At 36.5% G+C, this 14,473-nt stretch carries 13 protein-coding genes and 6 tRNA genes; 3 read left to right on the top strand and 16 right to left on the bottom strand.

The window, feature by feature from the left end:
- Window position 1 precedes the first annotated feature (1 nt).
- Entirely contained in the window at window positions 2–646 is a 645-nt protein-coding gene (locus B045_RS0105795; RefSeq protein ID WP_025883176.1) for an MBL fold metallo-hydrolase, read from the bottom strand.
- A gap of 13 nt (window positions 647–659) precedes the next feature.
- A complete protein-coding gene (rsmG, locus tag B045_RS0105790) occupies window positions 660–1,289 on the bottom strand; it encodes a 16S rRNA (guanine(527)-N(7))-methyltransferase RsmG (protein ID WP_018463328.1) in 630 nt (209 codons plus the stop codon).
- 164 nt (window positions 1,290–1,453) lie between these two features.
- Here rsmG and B045_RS0105785 point away from each other — a divergent pair, with 164 nt between their 5' ends.
- The 3 genes from B045_RS0105785 (at window position 1,454) to B045_RS0105775 (ending at window position 4,516) form a co-directional block, all read left to right on the top strand.
- Window positions 1,454–2,113: an HAD family hydrolase gene (locus B045_RS0105785; RefSeq protein ID WP_018463327.1), complete on the top strand. Its 660-nt coding sequence runs from the start codon at window positions 1,454–1,456 to the stop codon at window positions 2,111–2,113.
- A 60-nt stretch (window positions 2,114–2,173) separates the two neighbouring features.
- Window positions 2,174–2,992, top strand: a complete 819-nt coding sequence (panB, locus tag B045_RS0105780) for a 3-methyl-2-oxobutanoate hydroxymethyltransferase (protein WP_018463326.1) — start codon at window positions 2,174–2,176, stop codon at window positions 2,990–2,992.
- A gap of 102 nt (window positions 2,993–3,094) precedes the next feature.
- Window positions 3,095–4,516 carry a choice-of-anchor Q domain-containing protein gene (locus tag B045_RS0105775; protein ID WP_018463325.1) on the top strand — a complete coding sequence of 474 codons (1,422 nt, stop codon included), beginning with the start codon at window positions 3,095–3,097 and terminating at the stop codon, window positions 4,514–4,516.
- A gap of 19 nt (window positions 4,517–4,535) precedes the next feature.
- On the opposite strand, the gene B045_RS0105770 is transcribed toward B045_RS0105775, so the two are convergent.
- The 14 genes from B045_RS0105770 to uvrB all read right to left on the bottom strand — a co-directional run bounded on the left by B045_RS0105770 (window position 4,536) and on the right by uvrB (window position 14,462).
- Window positions 4,536–5,747 carry an L-serine ammonia-lyase gene (locus tag B045_RS0105770; protein ID WP_018463324.1) on the bottom strand — a complete coding sequence of 404 codons (1,212 nt, stop codon included), beginning with the start codon at window positions 5,745–5,747 and terminating at the stop codon, window positions 4,536–4,538.
- Between the two features lie 58 nt (window positions 5,748–5,805).
- Window positions 5,806–5,877 (bottom strand) — tRNA-Glu (locus tag B045_RS0105765).
- Window positions 5,878–5,902: 25 nt separating this feature from the next.
- A tRNA-Ser gene (locus tag B045_RS0105760) sits at window positions 5,903–5,989 on the bottom strand.
- A gap of 252 nt (window positions 5,990–6,241) precedes the next feature.
- Window positions 6,242–6,314, bottom strand: a tRNA-Lys gene (locus B045_RS0105755).
- A gap of 33 nt (window positions 6,315–6,347) precedes the next feature.
- Window positions 6,348–6,420 (bottom strand) — tRNA-Lys (locus B045_RS0105750).
- Window positions 6,421–6,550: 130 nt separating this feature from the next.
- The gene (locus tag B045_RS0105745; RefSeq protein ID WP_018463323.1) at window positions 6,551–6,994 is read right to left on the bottom strand and encodes a T9SS type A sorting domain-containing protein; all 444 of its coding nucleotides are present in this window, start codon (window positions 6,992–6,994) and stop codon (window positions 6,551–6,553) included.
- Window positions 6,995–7,112: 118 nt separating this feature from the next.
- Window positions 7,113–7,185: transfer RNA gene (locus tag B045_RS0105740), tRNA-Gly, on the bottom strand.
- Window positions 7,186–7,193: 8 nt separating this feature from the next.
- Window positions 7,194–7,266: transfer RNA gene (locus B045_RS0105735), tRNA-Thr, on the bottom strand.
- Window positions 7,267–7,333: 67 nt separating this feature from the next.
- Window positions 7,334–7,966: an HD domain-containing protein gene (locus B045_RS0105730; RefSeq protein ID WP_018463322.1), complete on the bottom strand. Its 633-nt coding sequence runs from the start codon at window positions 7,964–7,966 to the stop codon at window positions 7,334–7,336.
- A gap of 21 nt (window positions 7,967–7,987) precedes the next feature.
- The gene (gene menA / locus B045_RS0105725) at window positions 7,988–8,905 is read right to left on the bottom strand and encodes a 1,4-dihydroxy-2-naphthoate octaprenyltransferase (protein WP_018463321.1); all 918 of its coding nucleotides are present in this window, start codon (window positions 8,903–8,905) and stop codon (window positions 7,988–7,990) included.
- Between the two features lie 19 nt (window positions 8,906–8,924).
- Window positions 8,925–11,243 (bottom strand): putative porin, encoded by a 2,319-nt coding sequence (locus B045_RS0105720; protein WP_025883167.1) that lies wholly within the window; start codon window positions 11,241–11,243, stop codon window positions 8,925–8,927.
- Complete coding sequence (locus tag B045_RS0105715; protein WP_018463319.1) at window positions 11,240–11,491, bottom strand: hypothetical protein; 252 nt, start codon at window positions 11,489–11,491, stop codon at window positions 11,240–11,242. The genes B045_RS0105720 and B045_RS0105715 overlap by 4 nt, the downstream gene beginning before the upstream one ends.
- 10 nt (window positions 11,492–11,501) lie before the next feature.
- Complete coding sequence (locus B045_RS0105710; protein WP_018463318.1) at window positions 11,502–12,311, bottom strand: DUF4468 domain-containing protein; 810 nt, start codon at window positions 12,309–12,311, stop codon at window positions 11,502–11,504.
- Between the two features lie 108 nt (window positions 12,312–12,419).
- Window positions 12,420–14,462, bottom strand: coding sequence for an excinuclease ABC subunit UvrB (gene uvrB / locus B045_RS0105705; protein WP_018463317.1), 2,043 nt, complete (start codon window positions 14,460–14,462; stop codon window positions 12,420–12,422).
- Window positions 14,463–14,473: the final 11 nt, after the last annotated feature.

Raw genomic sequence — 14,473 nt, 5'->3', positions numbered from 1 at the left:
CTTATCTGTCAAGATATGGATTCTCTGCTAGTTCTTGTCCGATAGATGTCTCTTCACCATGTCCAGGGAAGATACGTGTGTTGTCGGGAAGTTGACAAATAATTCTAAGACTCTGTATAATCATGAATTTAGAACCTCCTTCAAAGTCTGTTCTCCCTATTGAATTATGGAATAGAGTGTCACCTGAGAATGCTACATGTTCTTCTTCGCAATAGAAAAAAACGCTACCCGAAGAATGACCAGGCGTTTCTATGATAGTGAATGTATGATTTCCAAACTTTATTGTATCTTTTGCCGTAAAATATTTTTCTACAGGAGGCATTTCATAATCTAAATGAATGCCAGCGATTGACTCAGCCTGCCAATTTAGTTTATTCATTAACACTTCGTCTGCAGCATGTACCTCAGGCTTCAATCCAAACTTGTCATATATATAAGCGTTTCCGAAGTTATGATCAATATGTGCATGTGTAGCAATAAGATGCTTTGGCACAAGCTCATTGTCATTAATATATTGAGTAATAGCTTTTTTCTCTTCTTCCCAAAATGCACCACAGTCTATGATAACACATTCTTTGGTTTCGTCGTTAACAACATAGCAGTTTTCCTGCAGCATGTTGCACATAAAGCGTTTAATATTCAGCATATAAATATATTTTTTAAGCCATTGGTAAGTAAATAAGTTTTTTGTCTTCCTTAAACCATTCCTCGTCAAACATGTCTTCAAGTGGCATCACGTCAACAATTTTCTGGTATGGTTTAAGTTCTTCTTTGAGGTCACCTCCTTTAAGACAGAGTAGACCATTAGGAAGTGCATTATTTTGTTTCTTGCTGATATTCTTTTGAATGATTTTCATCAGTAATGGCAATTGCATCACAGCACGACTCACAATAAAGTCATATTCTCCCTTTTCTTCTTCTCCGCGTCTATGAAGTGCTTCTACGTTTTGTAATCCTAATGCCTTTGCTACCTCATTAGCAACCATAATTTTCTTTCCGGTACCGTCAATAAGTCTGAATTTGCATTTTGGAAACATTATAGCCAAAGGTATGCCTGGAAATCCGCCACCTGTTCCGAAATCAAGTATTCTAGAACCGTCTTTAAATCTTATAGCCTTCGTTATAGCTAGTGAATGTAATACGTGATGCTCATAAAGATTGTCTATGTCTTTGCGAGAGATAACGTTAATTTTTGCATTCCAGTCACGATATAAAGCATCAAGCATTTCAAACTGTTGCTTTTGCTTTTCGTTAAGCTCAGGAAAGTATTTTGTTATGATTTCTATCATGTGTTATATATTTACTCTATATTTATGATAATGTAATAATTATAAGAACGTGACGATTGTATAATTAAAGTTAGTATATGCACAATTATCAAATTCATTATAATTGGGGCAAAGTTACAAAGAAAATTTGTAACTTTGCATAGCAATTACAATAAAAAGGTAAAATGATACATAATGAAATTGTAGAACTTAAAGCCGCTCTATTTGATTTAGATGGAGTGATTTTCGACACCGAGCCACAATATACAAATTTTTGGCGTAGTCAGTGTCAACTTTATCATCCGGAGATTCCTGGACTGGAGAATGATATAAAAGGACAGACACTTGTTAAAATTTATAATAAGTATTTCGATGATGTAAAAGATCAGCAACCAATTATTACACAGAGACTTAATGAATTTGAGAAGACAATGAACTTCCCATTTATTGATGGTGTTGAGGCTTTTATCCTTGATTTGCGTGCTCATGGAATAAAGACGGCTGTTGTGACAAGTAGCAATGTCGAAAAAATGAATAATGTATACGCACAGCATCACAATTTCAGAAGCATGTTTGATCGTATTTTGACCAGTGAGGATTTTTGTGCAAGTAAACCAGATCCAGATCCTTATTTGAAAGGTGCAGAAAGTGTTGGTGCAAAGCCTGAGGAATGTGCTGGCTTTGAAGATAGTTTTAATGGTTTGAAATCTGTTAGGGCTGCTCATGAATTCACAATAGGATTGTCAACAACTAATACAGCCGAAAGTATAAAAGAATATTCTGATATAGTAATTGAAAACTATATCAATATTGATTATGAATGTCTGATAGACAAATTTCATTAACATTTATTTTGCAATCTCCACCAATTGATGTAATTTTGCACTCAAAATAAAATATATATAATGGGATACTTATCTACTGATAAAAAGAAGATTACTTCTAAGACATTTGTTGATATGAAGCAAGCTGGTGAAAAAATCACTATGCTAACCTCTTACGACTTTACTACAGCCAGCATTGTAGATGCAGCAGGAATAGATGGAATATTAATAGGTGATTCTGCTTCGAATGTTATGGCTGGTAATAATGATACAATTCCAATTACCGTAGATCAGATGATTTATCATGCGCGTTCAGTTGCTCGTGCATGTAAGCATTGTTTGGTTGTTTGTGATATGCCTTTTGGTAGCTATCAGATTAGTCGGGAAGATGGTGTACGCAATGCCATTAAGATTATGAAGGAATCTGGTGTTGATGCATTGAAACTTGAAGGTGGTGTAGAAATTATTGATACTATAAAGGGAATTATTGATGCCGGAATACCTGTTATGGGACATTTAGGATTGACACCTCAAAGTATTCATAAATTTGGAGGCTATGGATTAAGAGCCAAAGAAGAGGCAGAGGCAGAGAAACTGTTATCAGATGCTCGTGCACTTGATGGAGCTGGATGTTTTGGTATTACTTTAGAGAAGGTTCCTGCAAAATTAGCAGATGAGGTAACAAAAGCTGTAAGTTGCGCAACTATTGGTATTGGTGCAGGTAGTGGAACTGATGGTCAAGTACTTGTTTATGCAGATGCTTTGGGAATGACACAAGGGTTTAAACCAAAGTTTCTTCGTCATTTCGCTGATGTTAACAAATGCATGACAGATGGTGTTCAGGATTATATTCGTACAGTTAAGGAATCTTCGTTCCCTAATGTAGATGAAAGCTATTGAACTATTTAATGACATCGTATTCTTGTCATTAATTCTTGATAATTTATTTGTTCATTAGTGATATATGCAAAATAAACTTCTTTAGTTTGCGTTATATCATTGATGAACAAAATCATAACATTTTTTTTATTGGCTTTTGGTTTGCTATTTTTGTCATGTAATGATGATGAGAAGTTTTCTACATCTACGGCAGAAAAACTGACTTTCTCCGGCGATATCATATCTCTTGATACCGTGTTTTCGACTATTCCTTCTTCTACAAAATCTTTTTGGGTTTACAATAAGAATAATGCAGGTATAAGATGTAATAGCGTTAGATTGGAGTCCGGAAACCAAACTGGATTTAGAGTAAATGTTAATGGTTTGTATCTTAATTCTACGAATGGATATCGTGCAAATGATGTCATGTTATATCATGATGACAGTTTGCGTGTTTTTGTAGAAGTAACGTCTCCTGTAAATAATGAGGTTACACCTAAAAAAATCTCTGACAATCTTATATTTGAACTTGAAAGTGGAGTAGAGCAGAATATTAAATTGCAGGCTTGGTCATGGGATGCGACGAAAATATCTTCATTACATGTTAATAATGATACTACTATAGATGGTAGTTCTAGACCAATATTGGTTTCTGGTGGAATAACGATAGGTAAGGGCGCTGTACTCAATATTGTAGCTGGTTCAGTACTTTACTTTGATTCAGCTGCTGGAATTGATGTTTATGGACGCCTTCATATAGAGGGTAGTAGCGACAACGAGGTTATAATTCGTGGTAGCCGTCTTGATAAAATGTTTGACTATTTGCCATACGATCGCATGAGTGGTCAATGGAAAGGTGTTCATTTTTATGAATCTTCTTATGGTAACTCAATAAAGTATTGTGATATTCATAGTGCTTTTAATGGAATCGTCTGTGATAGTAGTGACGTAGATAATTTAAAGCTAAATATAGAAGAATCAACTATTCATAATTGTCAGGGATGTGGATTGAAGTCTGTAAATTGTAATATAGCTTTATTGAACACCCAGATAACTAATACATTGAATAATTGTATTTATATTGATGGTGGAAAGGCTATTATCAATGCTTGTACCATAGCTCAGTTCTATCCTTTTGATTCTAATCGTGGTGCTGCTTTCTGTTTTCTTTCAAATCATGCTCTGAAATCTATGTCTGTTTATAATACTATTATTACAGGATATGCAGACGATCAGTTGTATGGCTTGAAGACGGAAGGCAAGGATTTTAATTATAAATTTAGTAATAGTATTATCAGGACCCCAGTTGTTTCAACCTCAGACAGTGTTTGTTTTAGTAATGTTATTTATGAGTCTACTGTAAATGCTGATAGTGTGGGGAAAAATCATTTTGTTAAAATAGATGCAGACAATCAGTATTATGATTTCCATCTTTCAGCTAAATCTGCAGCAATAGATAAAGCTGATAAAACAACAGCTCCAACTTCTGATCGCAATGGTAAAAAACGCATTGGTATTCCAGATGTCGGAGCTTATGAGTATTAATGTATTGTGTCTAAAAATCTTATTTGTCGCTATATCCTTTTGCTAATCCACCTTCTCCTGTCTCCTTGTAAAGTGAAGGTAAGTCATGTCCTGTTTGCTTCATAACGTTTACAACTCTGTCAAAACTAACACGGTGACTTCCGTCACTGAATGATGCATATAATTGTGCGTCAAGAGCACGTGTGGCAGCAAAGGCATTTCTTTCGATACATGGAATCTGAACTAGTCCACATACAGGATCACATGTCATGCCTAAATGGTGTTCTAATCCCATTTCTGCCGCATACTCAATCTGTGCGGGACTACCGCCAAAAATTTGGCATGCAGCTGCAGAAGCCATAGCGCAGGCGACTCCAACTTCACCTTGACATCCAACTTCAGCTCCGCTTATCGAAGCATTCTTCTTTACGATACTACCAAACAGTCCGGCAGTTGCAAGAGCTCGTATAATCCTATTATCACTGAAATTGTGAGACTTGTATATGTGATACAGCACTGCTGGTACAACACCGCATGCACCACAAGTAGGAGCTGTAACAATCATACCTCCTGATGCATTTTCTTCACTTACAGCTAATGCATAAGAATAGACCAATCCACGGCTTTGTAGCGATTGTTTGTAACCGCTAGCCTTTACATTGTATGTAGAAGCTTTTCGGGGAAGATGAAGTGGTCCAGGAAGAACACCTTCATGGTTCAGTCCTCTTTCAACTGAATCTTTCATCACCTGCCATATCTGTAGAAGATAATCATTTATATCATCATCTTCATGAATGTCTACATATTCCCAATAATTGCAACCTGTATTGTCACACCATTGTTTGATTTCATCAAGAGTGTTAAGAGGGTATACATCCTTTGTCTTGAAGTAATCATTGTCTCCTTTCCCTTCAGACAATGCACCACCGCCAATACTATATACAGTCCAGTCGTCAATAGGTTTGTCGTCTATGTCGTAAGCGATAAACTTCATTCCATTAGGATGAAATGGAAGAAATGTTTTGGGCTTCCATGAAATCTCGACCGGTGCTATAGGACGCAATACATCCTCAATAGCAATGTCGGTCATGTGCCCTCTTCCGGTTGCAGCAAGTGAACCGTATAGAATAACGTTGAATGAAGATGCATCTTTGTGGCGTTCTGCAAAGATGGTTGCTGCTTTTTGAGGTCCCATAGTGTGACTACTGGAAGGACCGATACCAATGCGAAAAATTTCCTTAATAGATTCCATTGTCTAAAGCTTTAAAATGAAAAAAGCCCACAAATCTTAAGATTTGCAGGACTGGTAGTAGTCGATAGGGGAATCGAACCCCTATGCCAAGATTGAGAATCTTGTATCCTAACCATTAGATGAATCGACCATGGTGCATTCTTGAACTTTGCGTGCGGAAGGAGGGGGATTCGAACCCCCGGTACGATTACTCGCACGGCAGTTTAGCAAACTGCTGGTTTCAGCCACTCACCCATCCTTCCAATTAAGGATTGATATCGTTTCCGATTCACAAGCATTGTTCTTAAATGCGGTGCAAAGGTAATTCTATTTTCCTATATTACCAAATTTTTTGGCTATTTTTTTTGAAAAAAGTTTCATTAAAAATGTATTATATTGAAAATCAGCATGGTTAGCGATTTTATCTTTTAAGTGAAAATGTGAGTTGGCAGAATAGGATAGAGGATGTATATGTAAATAAAAAGAGAGAGAACTAAAGTTCTCTCTCTGATTTGTGCGCCCTTAGGGATTCGAACCCTAGACCCACTGATTAAGAGTCAGTTGCTCTACCAACTGAGCTAAGGGCGCTTGGTGCAATTTGTTCTTTCTGAGTTCTGTTTGTGCGCCCTTAGGGATTCGAACCCTAGACCCACTGATTAAGAGTCAGTTGCTCTACCAACTGAGCTAAGGGCGCATATTCAACTCTCTCAGAAATCATATTTCTGAATTGCGTGTGCAAAGGTAAGTCCTTTTTTGTTAAGTGCCAAATATTTTAGAGACTTTTTTCAAAAAAATATTAATAGGTATTTATAAAGTTGTATATATTAACGCTTTATAAATTTAATAACTGTACTGTTGTCTTGTAGTAGATATATACCAGTATTTAGTTTGCTTATATCAATATATGTCTGATCATTATTTGTAGGCATATCTTGGATTTTTTTACCTTCCACATTATATATATTGATATTCGATCCGCCTTTGGTACCACTTACAATTATACTATTGTCATAAATACCTCCAATCGAGGCTATGTAAGCTTTATCAATATCATAATTGGAAACTAGTTTTGCCATTGTTGCCGCAAGCTTGTTTGTCATTACAGTGTTATCACTCCAATGTAGTGTTATGATAGAATCCTCATAACTTATTTCTGTAACGCTCTTCTCTGCCTTGTTTCCATTAATGCTAATAGCACTCTTATCACTTCCGGCAAAGGTATTTGTCGAAATGAGTAGCGTCAAAATTATAGCAATAATGTGTTTCATAGACAACTATTTTAAACAATATAGTCGCAAATATACTAAATAATTGCTTAGTATGTTACTATTTGGAAGAATATAATGCTGATTTTGAAGAATTTTAACCTAAAGCTAATATTCATTGAGCGGCATGCGGGGGTCGAACCCGTGACCTTCGGCTTGGGAAGCCGACGCTCTACCAACTGAGCTAATGCCGCAATATCTGAGCCGATACCGGGACTCGAACCCGGGACCTATTCATTACGAATGAATTGCTCTACCAACTGAGCCATATCGGCAACGAAATCAAATTAATGTTTGGTATTCGGAATGCAAAGGTAATTGATTTTTTCTAAAGGTCCAAATTTATTCAACAATTTCTTTATCGTATATCCTTTCGAATTCTGCCCTTAGCAATTCATCATCACTTATAATGTTTTGTATAGTTTTCAGATTGTTAGCGTTTGGACTTCCCGGAATCCATAGGTGAATATATCCGTTACATGAATACTTCTCATTCATATGCTTTTGAAAGCGCTTCCATTGTTCTTCCTTATTCTTAGTTGGTTCATTTTCTAGCCCATATTCTACCGCTCTTGTAAAAACTGTTTCTGGATCAAGGTCACGATCTGCTTCTGCAACAATTTTCCCATAAAGGCTGCGTGGTGCATGACTGGAACTAGCTCTGTGATCCTCTACGGCTTCTTTCATTATCCTTAGTTGATCATCGCTAAACCATTTTTTTAGTCTGTTATCAGAAGATAGAATTTTACCGCTTGTTATGTGGTGTATTGCTCTTGGACCACTCATTCCTAAGTCGTGGTATGCAGCAACGACGTATGCTATATTAACGTCGGCGCCTGTTTGATGTGCCAATTGTATGGAATTATCAATAACCCTCATTACATGTTGTAGCCCATGGCTTTTGCCGAAGTCGTTGTATTTTGGAAGAATGTTCCTTTCTATGAATTCCATTATATCCAGTGATACCTGTTGCATTATAGTATAGATATTTATTTGTTATAGTAAGATTGATAGGGCAGAAAGTGCACAGAATATAAGCATGTTTCGTGATGTCTGTCCTAATATTGAATTTAACTCTTTTCCATGTTTTATTCTGATCATTTTGCGATATGCTAAGTAATGCAAAGGCACATATAATAAAGGTAGTGCTGTTAAAATCAGATTCTTTCCTGTGATATATGCGGCAAAACACATTGCGATTGCTCCCATAAAACCAATAAAGAAATATAATCTTTCACCTATTTTCTCACCAACCCTAACTATTAGTGTTATCTTGCCGTCACGTTTATCGTTATCTCGGTCTCTATAATTATTTATTATTAATAAGGTATCAATAACTAATCCACAACCAATTGAGGCTGCAAATACATTAAGTTGTATATCTTTTTGTATAAATGGTACTACAACATAATACGTTATGCATACTGGTATTATTCCAAAGAACAAAATGACCAATACGTCTCCAAGGCCTAAATATGATAGTTTGGTCGTATATAAGAAACAGCAAACAACGCATATACCGCCTATTAGTAGCATTTCGACACCTCCATAAAATATGAGTGGCAATCCTATAACACATGCGATGGCAGTTGTCGCAATTATGCCATATTTCATGGCGTTTAGTGTTATCCAGCCTTCAGAACATGCTCTTTTTGGACCAAGTCGTGTCTCAGAATCATCGTTTCCTTTAATACAGTCAAAGTAATCATTGATGAAATTTGCGTCAATTTGCATTATCATTGCAAATAGAAAGCATAAAGCTGCTGGTATTATGCAAAAGTCGGTTACTTCTGTTTTATTAAAGACAAGTGCCAAAGCTACAATGACAGGTAATGCTGCACCGGTAAGAGTCTTTGGTCTAGCCGCGAGTATCCATGCCTTGAAGCTGTTAGTTATAATATTTTGATTATTCATATTTATCTCTTTCCTATTTCTAGTTAAAGAAATTCCAACTTATTCCAATTCTGAGTATTCTCTCGTTTAGTGGATAGTGGGGACTCAGGAAGTAGTTTTTGTTTCCATTTCCAGCATTCACATGACTCATCATTATGAAGAAGCGTGTATGCTTTAGATGGAAATTAGCGTAAACATTAACGATAGGATAGTTTCCTATATTTACTCTGCTATCGGTTCCGTTTGTTGTACTTGTATTTGTCTGTACTGTATATTGTCCAATACCTGGGATATATTCAGGAGCATAATACTCCGTAAAATATCTAATATCACTACCCAAATCACATTTTAGAACATGTGCAATCTTGAATCTAAGGTACAGATTACTGTATATGTTCAAATCTGGTACAGGAAGCGCATCTTTGTTACTAGATTTTTGATAAGTAATTTCATTCTCCCAGTTAAGAGGCCCGAGTGTGAAATCCTGTGATAACGAAGCTGTTACGAGATTTATTGCTCCACCATTTTGCTTTACCGTAATGGCGTTGCCAAGTCTGTTGAGATCTTTGTCTATAGTATACGAAGATGCAAAATATGTATAATTCTTTATTTCGTCTACTGCTACACGTAGTGACGTGCGCGTCTTCTTATAGCTAAACACACCCTGAATGCGCGAATGAATAACCTTGTCCAAGTCGTTATTATCCCACCAATAGTGCATTGAGTGATAATGACGATAGTAGAAAGTTGGATTCAGTCTGTATAAAAAGCCGCTAGCCGCAAGAGTTACCGTGTCTCCAAATAACTTGAAGTTAAGGTCTGCAGTAGCATCAAATTTAATTTGTCCAGCGTCTGTACCTGTAAGCCAAGTCTCACCAATAACACTGTAATGGAATGTCTTTCCTTGCGTCTTGTTTATCATTCCTCCAATGCTTATATCATGCTCATTGTATGATTTTGTACCAATAGAGTCGGGGAGTGTGAAATGACGTAAGTCTGATGTTACAAATGCTTTGATTCCAGATTTAGCCCATTTGTTAAATCCTTCAAGAAGAGATATTGCAAATGTGTTTTTAAGACTGTAATGACTCGTTTTGTCGTATATAGAGTCGCCAGGTAGCTTCTCATCTGCTTTATAAGTGTTAGCATAGAACTTGTTTGGAGTTTCGTAAGCCTCATATATACGTTCGTAGTTATTGAACTCCATTGTATGAATGAAACTTGTTACAGGAACAAACTCATTTTTTAACCATGCAGTGTCTTTTTTAGCATTCTTCTCTGCTAAGAGAATACTGTCTGCGGCTTCTTTGCTGATTGATAAACGTTTGCTGGCATTATCCTTTTTGTCAGGTTCTGCACCGGCAATCTTTGCATTGTCAGGTCTTCCGGCAAAAGATTTTAACTCTTTTTCGTTAGGCTTGTCATTATGCTTGTTATCTTTATTTTTCTCAGCAGTGGCGTTTTCTTTTTTAGACTCCATCGCGAATTTCTTCGCCTTGATTTCGTCGTCTGTCATTTTTACCTTTCTACTGAAACCAATATTGTAGCGTTGTGTAAACAGAATATGCTGGTTATCATTTCTGTTCCAGTTTTTTTCCAATACAGTCGGTATCTCGTTGGTTGCATAATTATCACTGAAACTTTCGGGATGCTTTATGTAATTGTCGTCTGTGATACCTCCGTTCTCGGCGATCTTCTGATGATTAGTTGAGACAATGAGATGCGCCTGATAATTGTCATCAATATATGAACCATACATCGTATAGTTAAAATTCGACGAACTTTGGTTTTGATAATATCCACGGCCGTATAGGTAATCGAATTTGAAACCTAAACCAAGTTTTTTACCAGCATTGACACCGAATTTAGCTGTGAAATGATCTTCTCCATTTATTCTGTCTCCGGCATTGTTGTACGTAATATTAGTAAATGGTGACAATGTGTTGGTGAAATAGAACTTGTCTTCTGGCGTAATGAAAAAGTCATACGGTTGTGTGAAGATAAACTGTCCTGTATTTACTCTATCAATAAATATGCGGTTGATGCGTGGTGCACCAAGGTTGCCGGTAGTGTTAAATTCACCTCGCATACCGGTTGTGAATATTGAATTCATAAACATATGCGGAATAGTGTCAAGAACAGCATCTGTTCTGTCACCAAACCTTTTGTCTATAGTCCAAACTTTAATACCCTTTGGTATTTCTTTGTCAGAGCCTAATGAATCTATTTTATTTTTGCCTCCTCGTCTGGTAATATTTCCTGTTTCGTCCATTTGGTTGTAAGAACCGTTGTCATTGAATTGGGCGAATATATTAGATACCGAAAGAAGGAGGACGACTATAAATAATATTCTTTTCATTTATGGAACATTCGTAGTGACACTTCGATAAATTTCAATACTACCGCAATGATAAGTATCACGGCGCCTGTAATCTTAAAATCTGATTTTGTGTAAATTATTACTCCAGTAATTGCCAATACCATAAATGCAACGTTTATGATATTGCGATATCTAAACATTGAATCTTTACCATTATTCAATTTAGGCTGAGTATGATGTGGCTTTACAGCGTATTCTCTCTCGTCTTTATTTATATTTTCTTCCATAATCTTTTTATTATTTTTGTTCTAATGTCAATTTTATATTATTGAAAATTTCGTTTACTCGATCTATAGTTTTGATTCTGAACTTAGCGTTAAGTCTATTCATTTTACCTTTACTGTTAATGCTTTCCTTATCAGAAATCAGTTTTTCGGCAGAATCTTTGAAACCTGTAACACGACCCTGTTCATAGTTGTAATTGATTCGGCTTATTGTGACTTTTGCCTTGTTGTTATCGCATTCTGCAATAATGGTGTATGAAAACTCTGTTCTGTCAAGAGATAGAAAGTTATTTGAGAAAACAAGCCATTCAATACACTTTGCAGCAATAATGTGTTTTTCTTTGTTTACAAGCGCAATTCTGCTATTTGTTTGATTAGCGTCAGTTGTTATTGAACTGATCGCAGAATAAAGCTTGGCGTATATCTCGCTAGCGTCCATTCCTGGTAAATCTTCGTTGAGTGAAAATACAACGTTGCCATTATCTTCAGGTACGGCTCCTGCAAGGTATTTGGGACTATCTTCTGGATTTTCTTCCTTTACTATTGTTTTTGTTTTTGGTGCTTGTGTTGGAACTGTCCATTCAGAAGGACTGTTATCATCTTTCTTATCACTAGAAGTAGCTTGTTCTAATTCTTTAGCAGCTTTCAAGGCATCATCGGCAGCCTTTTGTGCTTCTTCTGCAGCCTTCTTGGCTTCTGCAGCCTTCTTGATGGCATCAGCCTTCAGCTGTTCAATTTTTGTATTACTTTGTGTTGTCTTTATATCTTGTGCCATTCCAAAAATTGGCAAAAAGCAGAGTGACAATATAAATAATTTCTTCATAATGCTAACTTATTATAATAATATAATTACGGCAAAAGTAATAAAAAAAGATGAGAGCAATTAGATAGGTATAGGTAGATTTCTTAAACTTAACTATAATTAATAGATTTACTCCTTTAATTTTAGCTGGTCTTGCAATCTTATAATTTCATCTCTATATTGAGCAGCCTGAATAAAGTCAAGATTTTTAGCAGCCGTTTTCATTAACTCTGTTGTGTTGTCTATACTTCGTTGGAGTTCATCGTGTGACATGTGTTTCACAATTGTATCCGCAGCGAAAGTACCATACTCTGGTTCAATGTATGCATTTGATGCGATATTGTTACCGCCTCTACCTGTTGCGCTGTTAGTGTCATTGCCCATTGCTAGTGATGAACCAATCTTCTTGGTAATCTGTTGAGGCGTTATGTTGTGATCTTGATTATATTTAAGCTGAATGCTACGTCGTCTTGCCGTTTCGTCAATAGTGCGTTGCATACTATCTGTTATTTTGTCTGCATACATAATAACTCTTCCGTTGACATTTCGTGCTGCACGTCCGGCTGTCTGAGTTAAACTTCTGTGACTTCTCAGAAATCCTTCTTTGTCTGCGTCCAGAATAGCAACCAATGAAACCTCCGGCAAATCAAGTCCTTCACGAAGTAGGTTTACACCAACAAGGACATCATATACACCTGCTCTTAAATCATTCATTATTCTCACTCTATCAAGAGTAGCTACATCGCTATGTATATAATTGGCTTTTACCTCATGATTCAAAAGATATTCTGTGAGTTCTTCTGCCATTCGTTTTGTCAATGTCGTTACTAGAACCCTCTCGTTTCTGTTGCATCTAGTAAGGATTTCGTCCATTAGGTCATCAATCTGATTTTCAGACGGTCTGACCTCTATTTCTGGATCAAGTAATCCTGTTGGACGTATAATCTGCTCAACGACAACCCCCTCAGCTTCCTCTATCTCATAGTTGGCAGGAGTGGCACTGACGTAAATTATTTGGTTTATTAATTCGTGGAATTCTTCAAATCTCAAAGGACGGTTATCGAATGCTGCTGGAAGTCGGAAACCAAATTCAATCAGATTTTGTTTTCGAGCTCTGTCGCCACCATACATAGCATTAATTTGTGGAACGCTTACGTGACTTTCGTCAATAACTATTAGATAATCTTTAGGGAAAAAGTCTAAAAGACAGTAAGGTCTTTCTCCAGCATTTCTGCCATCAAAATACCTTGAATAGTTTTCTATTCCACTGCAGTGACCGAGCTCCTTCATCATTTCCATATCATATTCGACTCTTTCCTTAATTCTCTGAGCCTTAATATCATCTCCGATTTCACTAAAGTAGTTTACTTGCTTTGTAAGATCATCTTGTATTTGTCTTATGGCTAACTCTGTCTGTTCTTTAGTTGTGACAAAAAGATTTGCAGGATATATCTCATATTCCTCAAATGATGTAAGAGTATGAAATGTTATATTGTCCACTTCCTCAATGCTGTCAATTTCGTCATCCCACCATGTAACTCTCAGCACGTTGTCACTGTAAGCCATGGATATATCAACAGTGTCACCTTTTACCCTGAAGTTTCCGCGTTGCAGTTCAATGTCATTTCTTACATATAGAGCATTTACTAATTGTCGCAAAAATTCATTGCGGTCTATAGTTTGTCCTTTTTTTATTTTTATTATATTTTCCTGCATAGCGGCTGGTCCGCCCATACCATATATGCATGATACAGAAGACACAACGACAACATCTCTACGTCCCGATAATAGGGCAGAAACGGCACTCAGTCTCAGCTTGTCAATCTCTTCATTTATGGCAAGATCCTTTTCAATGTATGTGTCAGAAGATGGCAGATAAGCCTCTGGTTGATAATAGTCGTAATATGATACATAATACTCTACGGCATTATTTGGGAAAAATCCTTTCATTTCCTCATAAAGCTGTGCTGCAAGAGTTTTATTGTGACTTAATATAAGGGTAGGTTTGTTTACGTTAGCAATAACATTAGCTACTGTAAACGTTTTTCCTGAACCTGTTACTCCAAGAAGTACCTGAGCCGATGCTCCTTGTTGTAATTCTTCAGTTAATTGTCTTATAGCTTCCGGCTGATCTCCGGTTGGACTATATCTTGAAGTTAGTTTAAAATCCATGTCTCATCCCT

Origin of the sequence: Segatella paludivivens DSM 17968 = JCM 13650, assembly GCF_000373185.1 — a bacterium.
Classification (GTDB): Bacteria; Bacteroidota; Bacteroidia; order Bacteroidales; family Bacteroidaceae; genus Prevotella; species Prevotella paludivivens.
Note: the sequence above shows the minus strand (reverse complement) of the source record. Positions and strands in the feature narration are given on the sequence as shown.